The organism is Agrobacterium sp. InxBP2, from assembly GCF_026191755.1.
GTDB lineage: Bacteria > Pseudomonadota > Alphaproteobacteria > Rhizobiales > Rhizobiaceae > Agrobacterium > Agrobacterium pusense.
In genome coordinates, this window is sequence record NZ_JAINDY010000036.1 from 45,246 (window position 1) to 58,905 (window position 13,660).

A 13,660-nucleotide genomic window follows, 5' to 3' on the forward strand; every position below is an offset into this window, starting at 1 on the left:
TTGCGGTTGCGTCGTTGTTTTAGCACTTGATCCGCCGCCTAGCCTATGCGATCTAAGAAGAACATTTTAAGTGCTGAATAACCATATCGGCATTGCGCGTAATTAAAGTCGTATTTTAAAAATTTGGAGAGTTGTGATGTCTCGCCTTATTAATGGCTCGGCGCTCACCGGTGCGATATTGATTATCGGCACGGTTATTGTTTCCGCCTCAGCCCACGCACAGAATGTCGAACCTGCGCCAGACGCGCCGCAGCAGCAGGCCGCGCCCGCCCAGAGCGTGGCGACAGGCGCACCGGTCAAATCCCCCGATGAAAGCACCGCCGCATTTCTGGGGCGGGTGAACACGACCAGTCCGGACATGGTTCCCCTTGCCGCCGCTGAAGCGTTCAAGCAGTCTCCGACGTCGCCAACGGTCAGGGACCTGATCGCCGTCGCTTCCAGCACCGATGCCGCCACGGCCGAGCTGGCGGCGAAGGTGACGGGCGGATTTCCGATCATCGCCGTCTCCACCAGTGCCGCGCAGTTTTCCGAGCAGATTTCCGCACTTGTACTGAGCGACTCCAGCCAGTTGCCCGCCGTCGTCGCATTGGCACAGAAGGTCGGCAACAAGGATTTCTCGGAAGTGGTGGGCGAAGGTCTGGCGCTTGCCTATTCCGCGGCGATGCAAAACAACAACACGATCCTTGCGGCCGCCATTCAGCTGCAGACGAAGGGCGCCGGCGTGCCTTCCGATCTGCTGATCGCCTTCAGCGAAAACATTGAAGGAACCGCGGCCGGCCCGGCTGCGGCAGCAGCACCCGCGGCCGCAGCAGCCGCCTCGCCGATCGGCGGCGCAGGCTCCACGCCTGCGAGCGGCAACAGCGTCGGTGGTTCGGCGGGCGGCCAGACCGGGGCGGGTACCGCTCAGTCCGGTGGAACAGGCGCGCCTGCCGGCCGTGGCAGATCGCTTTCCACCGGCAGCACCAGTACGCCGGTCAGCACCAGCCCCGTTTAACAAAGCCCGGCCTTCCCGATCCCTACGGGAGCGGCGATCGCCCGAAACGTGATGCAACCGGGACTTTGGCAGGCCCTGTGCCTGCCTAAAAAAGCGAGGCTGACAGTTGTTGCAAAGGCACGATCCACTGACGATGGCCGATTTCGATAAAAACGGCTTTACGGCTGACTTTATCGATATAGATGCCGCACTTGCGACGGTTCGCCGTCAGTGGCGCATCGTGCTGGCGGCCGTCGCCGTTGCCGGGGCAATCGGCCTTGCTTTCGCAGCCACAGCCGTTCCGATCTATTCCGCTACTGCAACCCTTTTGATAGACCGCAACAACAGCCAGGTTGTCGAACAGCTTTCGACGATCGGGGGCGTGATCGAGGACGAGGCGTCCATTCTCAGCCAGGTCGAGGTGCTGCAATCGGAAACCATCGGCCTCGCCGTGGTCGACAGCCTCAACCTGACGGAAAACCAGGAATTCAGGGCGACACGCGCCTCGTTCCTAAGCTCCGTGCTGAGCACCATCCGCTCACTTGTCAACGTATCGCAATGGTTCGCGCCGGCGACAAAAGAGGCGGTAGTGGATGACGGAACCCTGAAAAGGGGTCTTTCGGACCGGTTGCTGCAGGGTCTCAGCGTCAAGCGTATCGGCCGGACCTATGCGCTGGAACTCACCTATAATTCGACGTCGCCGGTCCTTGCAGCGCAGATCGTCAACGCGGTCGCCGCAGCCTATCTGGTGGACAAGCTGAATTCCAAATATGAGGCAACGAGGCGGGCGAGCGACTGGCTGTCCGATCGCATTGCCGAACTGCGCCAGAGGGCGCTCGACACCGACCTCGCCGTCCAGAAATTCCGTGCTGAGCATAACCTGATCTCGACCGGCAATAACGGGCTGCTTTCCGACCAGCAGCTGGCGGAGTCGAACAGCGCGCTTATCCTGGCGCAATCGGAAACCGCCAGGGCGCGGGCAAGAGTGCAACGCATCGAACACATCCTCGCTACCGACGATGTCGATGCGGTCGTGACGGATATTCTCGACAGTTCGGTCGCAAATGACCTGCGGAAGAAATATCTCGAATCCTCGAAGGTCGAAGCCGAGATCACCGGTCGGCTGGGCGCCAACCATGTGCAGGCGGTGCGTCTGCGCAACGAGATGCAGGAATATCGCAGGCTGATGTTCCAGGAAATCAGCCGTATCGCGCAAAGTTATAAGAGCGATCTGGAAGTTTCCGAAGCAAGGGAGAAATCCCTGGCCGAAACCGTCGCCAAGGCCACCAATATCAGCAACTCCGCTGGCGAGACGCAGGTTCAGCTTCGCGAATTGCAGCGCGAGGCGGAAACCTACAAGAACATGTATCAGACATTCCTGCAGCGTTATCAGGAGGCCATGCAGCAGCAGTCCTTCCCGGTGACGGAAGCGCGCGTGATCTCCAAGGCCGTACCGCCGAGAACGCCGAGCAAGCCGAACAAGGCGCTCATTCTGGCGCTGTTCATGATCATGGGTGCGGCCGCGGGCGGCGGCGTCGCCATGTTCCGCGAATTCCGCGATCGCTTTTTTCGCACGGGGGAGCAGGTCCGCGACGTGCTTGGCCTGGAATTTCTGGGCAATACACCGCTTGTGCCGAACAAGCTGGCCGCAGACACGGAACCGAGAGGGCAAGATGGCGGCCCAACCGTCACGCGCCCCTCCGGCGTTGCCCGTTATGCCGTAGACCACCCGCTCTCCTCCTTCGCCGAAACACTGCGCAGCACGCGGCTGGCGATCGATCTCGGCATAGCGGCAAAAAACGGCGCCAGGGTCGTCGGCGTCGTCTCCGCCCTGCCGAGTGAGGGAAAATCGACAATTTCCATCAATCTCGCGCAGCTTCTGGCCGCACAGGGCGCAAGGGTGCTGCTGCTCGATGCGGATATTCGCAACCCGGGCGCCACCCGCGCCCTTGCCCGCCACGCGACAGCAGGCCTGCTTGAAGTGCTGCTGGAAGGTCGCTCCATCCGCGATGCGCTTGTGCATGATGAAAAGACTCGGCTTGCTTTCCTGCCCACGGTCGTCAAGCAGCGTGTCCCGCACTCCTCGGAACTCCTGACTTCCGCGCAGATGCACCGCCTGCTGGCCGAGGCAAGCGGGGCCTTCGATTACATCATCGTCGACCTGCCGCCACTTGGCCCCGTTGTTGATGCGCGGGCGATGGCCGGCCGGATCGACGGCTTCGTTTTCGTCACGGAATGGGGCAAAACCGCACGGCGGGCGGTTCGCAACACCATCGAAAACGAAGTTCAAATCCGCAAGAAATGTCTGGGCGTCATTCTCAACAAGGTCGACACGGAGAAGCTCAAGCTTTACCGGGCTTACGGTTCAAGCGAATATTATCATTCCCGCTACACGCGATATTATCATGACTAGGACCGCTGGCGTGCCGAGCCTGCGCAGGGTCCTGACGGTCACGCCGGTATTGATCGTTTCGCTATTTGTGTTGTTGCTCGCGGCCCAGGCTTTTTCCGAAACACGACGGTTTTCCGATATCATCGCTTTGGCGCGCATTGCCGACGAGGACAATGGTCTCTCTCCCGATCTGCTGACGAAAACCGTCGAGGGTCTGCAGCCCGTCATTGCCGAAAAAATCTGCCGTTCGGATATCATCAAGGCCGGGATGCGGCTCGTGCTTGCCGATATCGACGCCCATGCCGGGGATGCATCGCCAGAAGCGGATGCCATGCGCCTCGGTTTTGCCGAAACCTATATGCGCCACGCCCTGTCGTGTCTTCCCGCCAATGGCGATGTCTGGCTGCGCCTCGCCATGGTTCGCTCGTTGCGCAACGCCTCTGCCATGGAAATCGCCGTGCTGACGAATTTCTCCCAGCTTTATGGCCCCGCCGATGCCAATCTGATCCGCGGGCGCTTCGTCATCTGGCAACAATTTGCCAAAGGCGCCCTACCGCAGGCTGAGGCGGCCCGTGAAGCCGACACCGCGATCGTCTGCGGCAGGCAGGGCGAAATATTGCGATGGTCGTTGAGGCATGTCTGCTCCCAAGAGCTTCAGACCGGCATGCAAAGCGCCAAACCACGGCCCTGAGATACACGGAAGCGCCAAGTCCTTTCTTTAGTTCATCGTCACCACAACAAGCAGATCTCAAAAGCCGAACATCATGCAGATCCTCGACGCTCCACCGGAATTGCTGTCATCCTCGCCGCCCCGGCCGGCATTTGTTCTGCATCGCGCCCGGGCAATCGTCACGATCGCTTTCTGGACCATATTCCTGCTTGCCTTGCTCAATCGCGGCGCAACCGACATCGAAAGCCGGATCGTCATCACATTCGCCGCCTATCTGCTGCTCCTTGCCGCCCTGCCTCTCTTCGGCCCGCCCCAGCCCGCCATAGGGAAGGCGCTGGCAGCGGCCTGTCTTCTGCTCGGCGCACTGATACTTCAGGTCTTGCTTCAGACATCCGCCAGCCAGGGCATTCTGCCGTCCAACCCCGCCTGGTCCGCCGCCGCGATGTTTACGCAGGTGGCGCCCGCAGCCACGATCTCGCTCACGCCGGCAGATGACTGGCTGGGCCTGCTGAGCGCCGCCTTGTCCTTTGGCGCCTTCATGACCGGGCTCGTGATCTTTAATACGGACGAGCGTGCGGCAAAAGCGCTGCGATGCTTCGCAATCGCCGGCGGCTGGCTGTCGCTGGGCGCGATCCTGCAATTTCTCCTGTTTCCCGATATGCTCGGCCTTATTCAAAAGCGTTTTTATCTCGGCAGCCTGACGGGGCTCTTCGTCAACCGCAATACGGCGGCGACTTTCTTCGGGCTTATCCTGCTTACGCTTGTGGTGCTGCTGAATAACAAGCTGGCGGCTCCGGATTGGGGAAGGGTGAGAGCGCTTGTGGCAAACCGCCTGACGGTGCCGGGCGATCAAAAACGCCTCATCCGCCACGCCGCCTTCATCGGCCTTCTGACCGGATTCTGTTTCATCGCCCTGATGCTGACGGGATCACGCGCGGGCATCATGTCCAGTTTCGCGGCGCTGCTTTTGCTCATCCTTCTCATCGTTTTCAACTCACCCGGGCCCGGCCGGAATGTCGCGCCCTCACGGCGCAGAAGACGCGGCTCCAGACGACGCGCAGCAATCCTGCTCGCCATCGCCATCGGCCTCTTCGCCCTTTTTGCAAATCGTGTAGCGCTGCGTATGGAAACACGCCTCGAAGACGACATGCGCTTCTGCTATGTGCCCGGTATTGCACGCGCGATAACGGATAACTGGCCCCTGGGCGCGGGACTGACCAGCTTTTCAGAAACCTACGCTCCCTATCATTCCGCGCAATGCGGCGTCGATGCCGTCGTCACCCATGCCCATAATGTGTATGCCGAGGGCTTGCTGACCCTCGGAGCCGCTTTCCCGTTTTATGCGGCATTTTTCCTGTTCGGCCAGTTGCTTATTTTCATTCGCGGGGCCCGCAGGCGCAAAACTTATCGTTATGCCTCGCATCTCGGCCTCGCCGGGCTGCTGCTGGTGGCGCTGCACTCCTCCCTCGATTTTTCACTGCAAGTGCCGGGCTTCGCCATGGCTTACGCCGTTTTCCTGGCACCCATCGTCACCCTTTGCCTGCACCCACCAGGAGCAGATCGGCGCAGACAAACTTCGGCCAATGCCGCTTCCTCCGTCTCGGCCGCCGGCACAGGAATTTAAACATGCGTATCTTGCAGGTGACATCACTGTTTTCTCCCGACCGCGTAGGAGGCGCGGAGATATTCGTCGAAGACCTTGCCCGGGGTTTGGCTGGGAAAGGACATACAATCGCGGTTGCCGCCATTTCCCGGGAGCGCCAGACCGCAGAATTGCGAGACGGTTTCGCCATTCATCGGCTTGGACATACGACGCCCTTTTTCATTGGGGATTGGGAGCGGCAAGCAGAATGGAAACGCAAATATTACAAGGTCGCCGTCCAGATCGATCCCCGGCTGGTGCAGCGGCTGGCGCGCGTCATTGAGGATTTTCGCCCGGATGTGGTCAATACCCATTCCCTCTCGGAACTGACGCCGCTGATCTGGCCGATGATTGGCAGACGCGGTATTCCGCTTGTGCACTCCCTGCATGATTTCACCAGCATGTGCACCAATGGCTCCCTGTTTCACGAAGGGCATATCTGCGATGGCAGGAGCAAAAAATGCCGGGCCTTCTCCTGTCTGCACCGGCGCTGCCAAGGCGCGGTGGATGCTGTCACAGGCGTTGGCAGCGACATTCTGAAACGCCATCTGGAGGCCGGTTTTTTCACGCACGTTCCTGAAAATCGCCGCGCGATAATCTGGAACGCCATCGCGCAACCAGAATCGTTGAACCCTCGCAAAGCCCGTGTTGCAGGAGAACCGCTGGTTTTCGGTTATCTCGGACGTATCGAAGAACCCAAGGGCGCCGATCTCCTTATCGGGGCCATGCGGCTCCTGCCCCCGCAAGGTTGGCGAATGACCATGGCCGGTCGAGCGCCCGGCGGCATCGAAACCTATAAGCGAAAGGCATCAGGCCTGCCCGTCGACTTTCCCGGATATGTCGAGGCCGACAGTTTTTTTGCTGGCATAGATTGCCTCGTCGTGCCGCCTTTGTGGCCGGAGGCTTTCGGCAGAACGGTAGCGGAGGCCATTTTGCGCGGCGTCCCTGTTATTGGAGCCAATCTCGCCGGAGTTGCCGAACAGATTGGCCGCGACAGGCCGGACCGCCTTTTTGCGCCAGGTAATGCCAACGAACTTGCCGCCCGTATGATCGAGGCCATGAAAAATCCTGCCGTTCTCACAGAGTTGCCGCAAACCAGAGAGCGGATTTCTCAAGGCGTCGCGCCGGAACGGGTGATTTCCGCGTATGAAAAACTTTATGCTGATCTGCGGCGGCCGATCACGGCATAGTCAGGCCGTTTCGTGGAAAAGCTGCGCATATGTCTCCGCCGCCTTTTCCCAGGAATAAAGGCTGCGGTTTTCGTAACCCGCCTGGCGCAGCGTCTCCGCAAGCGCCGGCTCGCGAAAGAGCCGCTCCAGAGTTGCGACGAGACTATCGGTGTCCGAGGGATCGAAGGTCAGCGCGCCCATACCGGCAATTTCTGGTGTCGCAGAACGATTGGAGCAGACGACCGGGCATCCCAGTTGCTGCGCCTCCAGCACCGGCAGGCAGAAGCCCTCATAAGTGGAAGGCACGCAAAGGCAGGCTGCATGACGATAAAGTTCCGCCAGTTCCCGGTCATCGATGCCTGAAAGCCGGATAAGCCGGGCCTTCAATCCCGGATCGTCAAGCGTGTTGGCGATTTCTTCCGCCTCGTCGCGGCCCACATGGACAATACGCAGGTCCGGCATCGTCGGGGCCAATCGCGCAAAAGCCTTGCCCAGAAGGGCAAAATTCTTGTTCGAGGTCGCGTTTCCAACCGCCAGTATGTAACGCCCCGCAATCGGCGGCGGCGCAGCCATGGCCCCTGCATCCAGCTTCAACGTGCTGTCGGAATGAATGGTCACGCTCTTGCGGGCAGCGCCGGGATAAAAACGCGCAAGATCCATTCGCGTCGCGTCGGATACACACGCGATCCGGTGCGAACCGGCCAGCATGAGGCGAAAAATGAAATCGGTGGTCAAGGCCGCCCGCCAGCCAATCTGTTCAGGTATGGTCTTGAAATAGAGATCGTGAACAAGGGTGATCCGACGCCTGCCGCCCAGCGGGCTGCCAAAAGGATCGGCATTAAAAAGCACGTCAATGCCTTCCCGGCGGCAAAGCACCGGCAGCGTCATGGCCTGCCGCAGCACGTCAAGCACCATGATGTGCGGCCGAGCCGTCTCTATCAGCCGCAGGCGGCTGTCGCGCAATTCCGCGGGCAATTGCGCCCGCGTCCAGGGCGAGCGCAGGATATAATCATCATCAGTCTGCTCCAGAAGCCGCTCCAGCAGGCTGAAGGTTACGCGGGCAACGCCGGAAGCTTTCCCGCCATACTGGCTCGGCATGTTCACGAGAATGCGCATTCCAACCTTCCACCCGTTTGGGATTGCCGCCTGTGAGCGGTCGCAGACCGCAGCGTCACGCTACTTCAGACAAAAGCGCGGAGATCGTCCTGCAGGTTTCCTCGAGCGAAAAACGCCGCATCACATCTTCCCGCCCCTTCTTCCCCAGTTTTTCAGCCAACGTCGGGTCCGTCAGGATGCGGCCCAGCGCCGCGGCCAGTGCCGGCGCATCCGCAGGCGGCACAAGCAGGCCGGTTTCACCATCACGGATGATCTCGGTGACCCCACCGCCGCGGGTGGCAACAACCGGTCGTCCGCACATCATGGCCTCCACCACCACACGACCGAACGGTTCGGCAACAACTGAGGTATGGGCAACCGCATCCATCGCCGCCATCAACTCCGTTACATCCGGGCGAAAACCGAGAAATCGGACACGGGAATCAAGACCGAGACTGGATGCCAGCGTGCGGATGCGGCCTTCGTAAGCCTCCTGCCCGAAAAGCGCGCTGCCAACGATCACGGCCTGGACCCCCTCCATTGCAGCAATCGCCTCCAGGAAAACATGCTGCCCCTTCCATTCGCTCAACCGGCCGAACAATCCGATCAGCGGCTGTGGGCCAAGGCCGAGCTCCCTGCGCAATTGCTGCGCTCTTGCGGGGTCATAAACGGACGCTTTGCCTGGGTCGAAACCGTTATAGACGATGCGGACCTTGTCCTCCTCGCCTCCCGCCTTCACAAAAGCCCTGCCCGTCTCTTGCGAATTGACGGCAACCAGCCTTGCGAAAAGACGCGAGAATGTCAGCGAAGCGCGGCGGTTTGCGGCGCTGAAGGCGGGGTCGGTGACGATATCATGCAGGATCCAGATCAACGGCCGACGACTGAGCTTCGCCGCCAACGCGCAGACAAAAAGCGCCTTTTGCGAATTGGCGCAGATCACGTCATGGTTTTTTGCCTGACGGCTGAGCTGCCAGGCAACGGCCAAAACATCGAGGGCCCCTCGCAGCATCGCACCGAACGACGAATCCCGCCGGATCGACAGCATTTTTTCTCCCGCAGACAGCAGAAGAGGCGGCCTGCCGCATTCCGCCAGATCGTCTGCTGCCCCACCGCCACTGAGGAAGCAGGCTCGCCAGGAGCGCGGCCCGGCCTTGACGATATCCGCCAGAAAAAGTTCGGCACCGCCCTTTTCCCCCGTGTGGCTGACGAAAAGCGCCGATGTCATGCCTTGAGCTCCACGGCATGCAGACACCAGGGATAGCACCACTCCGTCTTGCGGGCATCAACGGGGCCGAGGCCAGAACGACCCCCCCCTCCGTCAGTGGCGGCGGGATATTCGGCGGAGACAGCAGTTGAGGAATAACAATACTTGATCGCGCGGAAAAAAAATGACATTCAAACCTTCGTGCGGATCAAAAATCCGGCTCAGATAAAATAAAAAATCTATTTTATTTATATGCTTTAGTTGAAAACGAAGAAAATTCGTGACGTGCAGTTTTATTGCGATTCAGCGTCCGGCTCCCTGTGTTTTTCCCCGGGCCTCACCGCGAGGTTATTCTCAAGGGGCAGACAAGGAGACCGAAATGATGCTGCTCGAAGACAAGATATGCATATATATGACCGGAACGGAAGAGGTGCCGGCATGATCGGCGTATCGCTCGGCATTTCCCAACAAAACCGCACACCGATGGCGGGATCAGTCGATGCGTTCTCTCCCCTGCGCGCCCGTCTTGTTGCGGGCAAGAACGCCACGATCTTCGTGAATGGCGACAGCACCGCCCATGCGGACGACGGGCCATTCCAGCAATTCGCCATCATGCTTGGCGGCCTGCATGATATCAAGGTCGTGCTTTACCGCTGGGCGGAATGGCAGACCCATGCCGCGACGGGTCCCAAGGCCTATGCCGAACCGGTTATACTGCGCGCCGGCACGGGCGCGACGCTGACTGTCTATCTCGCCACACTGCCGGTTGGCAGGCCGGGCTACATGCTTGCCGAACAGCGCATGGCGGCGCTGCAAATTCCACGCCCCGACCTTTGCATCATGCATCACGGATATAATATGCAGAGCTTCGAAACGCCGGGCGGCATTCGAAGCCCCGGAAGGGCTGCCCTGCTTGGGCCGCTGGGCATGACCGAATGGCATTGGCCGGGCGCTGCACAGCTCATCACCACCCAAAACCCCTGGAAGGATGGAACGGGCTACGACAAGGTCTATCACACCATACTGGACGTCGCCCGGGCGCACCCGAACCTGACGCTGGTGGACACCCATGCGGCATTTATCGCAAACGGCAAGGACACCACGCTTTACAACGACAATATTCATCCCAGCAGCACAGGTTCGGCGCTCATCGCCAGAACCTTGTTCGCCGCCTATCTGGCGTCAGCGCCGAATAGCGGCTTCGAAACCCCCTGCTGGCCAAAACTATCCGCCACCAACCTGATCGCCAACGGCGATTTCACCGAATGGTCCGGGCCCGCTCCTTCAGGCTGGTCCCTTGCAGAGTCAGCCTCCGCTACCAAAAGCACGGAGGTCACCTTCTCCCCCTCTTTCGCCTATAGCCTCGCGTTGCGAGCGAATGGCAGCGAGTTCAGCGGGCTTTTCCATTATTTCCGCAACGAAGAAGCGGCCGCGATGATCGGCAAGACTCTCTCCTTTGCGGTGCTCTATAAGAACAGCGCAGGACAACGCAGCCCGTTCGTGGAGTTGGTTGCAAAAAGTGGCGGCGACCTCAGGACGATTATTTGCGCCGCCTTGCAATTTGGTGACTCCGGGGTTCTCGACAATAGCGGTTGGATGTGGGCAACAGCCAGCGGTGTCAGTTTAGACGCCGATATCGATCAGGCCGGATACAGCCTTTATCTACGCATACTTCCCGCCTTTGGTTATAGCGCACCCAGCTCTGATGCGCCGCTCTACGTTCAAAGGATAGTTGCGGTGGAAGGAGATCTTCCGAAAGGCAATCTAAGCGCATGAGACATCGACAAAATGACTTGCGCGCTAGCCCTATCAAGACCATTATGTGGCGTCTCTTCGTATCGTCGCGGAGGCGACGCCCTCACCATCAGACAATTTCAGTGTCCGCAGCAGATGATAGAGGCCGCGAATGACAAGCCAGCCATACAGTGCGGCATCAGATCAACCCTCGCTCCCGGGGCTCGTTATCGCGATGCCCCTTTATCCTTCAAAAATCATCGATATTCCCGCCGCCGTGCTGGCAACCTTCGTGTTTTCGATTGGCTTTTTTATCCAATGTAACATCGTAACAAGCAACATTGGGCTGCGCTTCCTCAACATTAGCGATATGTTGGTGCTGATGACGTTGCCGGCTATCATCCTTCTGTATATTCGATGCCTAACTCCTTCCATCATTTTACTTTATCTGTTTCCGCTTACCACCTTATTTGGACTTACGGCTCTTTTCGCGGACGCGCGTGGAGACGGAGAGTTTTATCCCACCGCCCTAACTTACTTTTACGCTGTCTATTTTCTCTTCTTCATCTACATGGTGTTGAAGGAAAACCTTTTGGCTTTATTTTGCTGTGGCAGCTTTGCAGGATTTATAGCGGTCACTATTCTTCTTTTTCTCGATGTCACCATCCACGACAGGCTTGCTGCGCTCGGGCTGTCCTTCCAATTTGACGAAGCCGCAGTACTCGAAGCGGCAGCCAAAGGCGAGATGAGCGCGATGTTTTTGCGCATAGAAAAAGCCGGCGGTATTTGGTCTGCGGGTAACATGGCTGGGCCAGCCTTCGCGCTCGCTGGCGCGGCAGCTGCCTATCTTGCCGAGCGCTACCGTCGCCCATTCGTCTTTGCTATATTTTTGGCGATATATCTGGCCAGCTTTACGCTAACGCTTAACAGATCGGGCGTCTTTGCTGTTTTGGCTATCGGAGCCTATTATTATCTTCGGAATTTTTCGATCCGCATGCTTTTCAGCACCTATTTTGGCGTTGCTTTTTCGGCACTTGTCATTGCAGCCGTTTTACCTTTCGGCGCCCTCAATTTTGTGGAGCAAGCTTTTTCCAAACGCTTTCTGGAAGACAATCGTAGCACCGACAACGCCCACGAGCGGTGGACTACCATAACGGGTGGCTTTGAGGTAATGCTCAACCACCCCCTAGGTATTGGGTTTAGCGCAAGGGATCAAGAATTGTCTGGAATATCAGGTATCGGTACCCCTCATAATGGTTTTCTTGCCACCGCCTATACTTCAGGCATTGGTTTTTGCCTGTTAAGCGCATTTGCGCTTGTCTATACTATCTTCCGGACACGAAAAGTCGGGTTTTTTGCCTATTCGGCAATTGGGGTGGTAGTGGGCTACCAGTTCGAGGAACTGAATTCGAATCCTGTTTTTATGGCGCACGTTGGGATGGCGCTTGGATATGCTTTTACTGATCTCGATTTCAGGCTTTTTTTAAAAAATGCGGTGATGCGTAAAACAAACCTTTCCGGGGTTTATAGCACACAGGGCCTCGGCTAATATTGCGAGTTTGCGAAGGCGGAAAGAGCCAGAGCCAACGTAGATTCGAAATTTCAATAGCACGCATCATGATATTACTATAAATATCATTATATATTTAGTTAATTATTAATCAGAGAATAAAATGACTGAAAAAATTAGGCTTAATAATATAGATCAATTACGGGGCGTTGCCGCACTATCTGTAATTTTTTATCACCTTTCAGCGCACTCGCTCATAAATCGCGATGACATCATCCAAAATTCGTGGGCAGACACTATATTCAGAAACCTCATTGCCGGAGAGTATTTAAATTTTGGGCGATTTGGAGTTATTTTATTCTTTTTAATAAGTGGATACGTCGTACCTTTCAGCTTCCCGAAGCAAAGTCCGGTCGCGGGATTTATTATAAGCCGTGTTTTTAGACTATACCCTTTGTTCTGGGCGTCCCTCACTGCTACACTGCTTCTTCGTTTATATGCAGGAAACCAAGTTTCGGCATATGACATTGTAGCAAATATCACGATGATCCCTGATTTCTTGGCATCTCACAGGGTCCTGGATGTTTACTGGACCTTGGCTTACGAGTTTCTGTTTTACGCCAGCATCGTTGTCATATATATATTCGTCGGTCCGCTGAATTTGTTGATCACACGACAGGCAGCTATATTATGTGCTTGTCTATCCATAGCAATTTCGATCTTGCAAATGTTGGGGCAATCGGTAGGTGCCGGGGATAAAATTATCCTTCTCGGATTTATGTTTCTGGGTGCCTCAATTCGGAAAACACAGATCGATCAGGGCCATATTATCGATCACTGGATTAAGCTGATCGTCGCCCTGCTTTTAGGCGGAATTATTCTTCGGGGTTATATTCATTACGTACTGTTTCTATACGGAACAGATACGCGGTTTGAAAATTTCAACTCGATTATTATCACTCATACTGCAGCAACTATTACCTTCCTAGGAACACTGGCTTGGTTGGATAAATTTGAGCTTCCATCTCTCACCTACATGGGGATCGTAAGTTATTCTCTCTACATCACTCATCCAATATTAATGGAGATGGTTACAGTTTTTGGGTGGGAGGACAGATTGATTAAGAGTGGGGCGTATATTCCTGGCTTATCTATAGCCACCATTGTGCTCAGCATCGGTACCTATCACTTTATAGAACAACCATTCATCCGAATGGGAAAAAGCGTGCGGCAGCACATATTGAATACGCGGAGTTAAGTATCGCCTAGCG

At 57.1% G+C, this 13,660-nt stretch carries 10 protein-coding genes; 8 read left to right on the forward strand and 2 right to left on the reverse strand.

The features are described from left to right. The first annotated feature begins 136 nt into the window (after positions 1 to 136). The 5 genes from K7A42_RS24430 (at position 137) to K7A42_RS24450 (ending at position 6,867) form a co-directional block, all read left to right on the forward strand. The gene (locus K7A42_RS24430; protein WP_282456050.1) at positions 137 to 994 is read left to right on the forward strand and encodes a hypothetical protein; all 858 of its coding nucleotides are present in this window, start codon (positions 137 to 139) and stop codon (positions 992 to 994) included. A gap of 133 nt (positions 995 to 1,127) precedes the next feature. Beyond that, entirely contained in the window at positions 1,128 to 3,386 is a 2,259-nt protein-coding gene (locus K7A42_RS24435) for a polysaccharide biosynthesis tyrosine autokinase (RefSeq protein ID WP_060942264.1), read from the forward strand. Further along, positions 3,379 to 4,056, forward strand: a complete 678-nt coding sequence (locus K7A42_RS24440; protein ID WP_035209090.1) for a hypothetical protein — start codon at positions 3,379 to 3,381, stop codon at positions 4,054 to 4,056. Before K7A42_RS24435 ends, K7A42_RS24440 begins: the two co-directional genes overlap by 8 nt. 73 nt (positions 4,057 to 4,129) lie before the next feature. Continuing rightward, entirely contained in the window at positions 4,130 to 5,659 is a 1,530-nt protein-coding gene (locus K7A42_RS24445) for an O-antigen ligase family protein (protein WP_282456051.1), read from the forward strand. Between the two features lie 2 nt (positions 5,660 to 5,661). After that, the gene (locus K7A42_RS24450; RefSeq protein ID WP_282456052.1) at positions 5,662 to 6,867 is read left to right on the forward strand and encodes a glycosyltransferase family 4 protein; all 1,206 of its coding nucleotides are present in this window, start codon (positions 5,662 to 5,664) and stop codon (positions 6,865 to 6,867) included. Here the strand turns inward: K7A42_RS24450 and K7A42_RS24455 are convergent, their stop codons facing one another. Next, the gene (locus K7A42_RS24455) at positions 6,868 to 7,962 is read right to left on the reverse strand and encodes a glycosyltransferase family 4 protein (protein ID WP_282456053.1); all 1,095 of its coding nucleotides are present in this window, start codon (positions 7,960 to 7,962) and stop codon (positions 6,868 to 6,870) included. Positions 7,963 to 8,017: 55 nt separating this feature from the next. Then, positions 8,018 to 9,166 carry a glycosyltransferase family 4 protein gene (locus tag K7A42_RS24460; protein ID WP_135855577.1) on the reverse strand — a complete coding sequence of 383 codons (1,149 nt, stop codon included), beginning with the start codon at positions 9,164 to 9,166 and terminating at the stop codon, positions 8,018 to 8,020. A 417-nt stretch (positions 9,167 to 9,583) separates the two neighbouring features. On the opposite strand from K7A42_RS24460, the gene K7A42_RS24465 reads away from it, so the two are divergent. From K7A42_RS24465 to K7A42_RS24475, 3 genes are all read left to right on the forward strand, one after another. After that, positions 9,584 to 10,921, forward strand: coding sequence for an SGNH/GDSL hydrolase family protein (locus K7A42_RS24465; RefSeq protein ID WP_282456054.1), 1,338 nt, complete (start codon positions 9,584 to 9,586; stop codon positions 10,919 to 10,921). Positions 10,922 to 11,051: 130 nt separating this feature from the next. Continuing rightward, complete coding sequence (locus tag K7A42_RS24470) at positions 11,052 to 12,428, forward strand: O-antigen ligase family protein (RefSeq protein ID WP_035209096.1); 1,377 nt, start codon at positions 11,052 to 11,054, stop codon at positions 12,426 to 12,428. Positions 12,429 to 12,552: 124 nt separating this feature from the next. Further along, positions 12,553 to 13,647: an acyltransferase family protein gene (locus K7A42_RS24475; protein ID WP_282456055.1), complete on the forward strand. Its 1,095-nt coding sequence runs from the start codon at positions 12,553 to 12,555 to the stop codon at positions 13,645 to 13,647. The last annotated feature ends 13 nt before the right edge of the window (positions 13,648 to 13,660 follow it).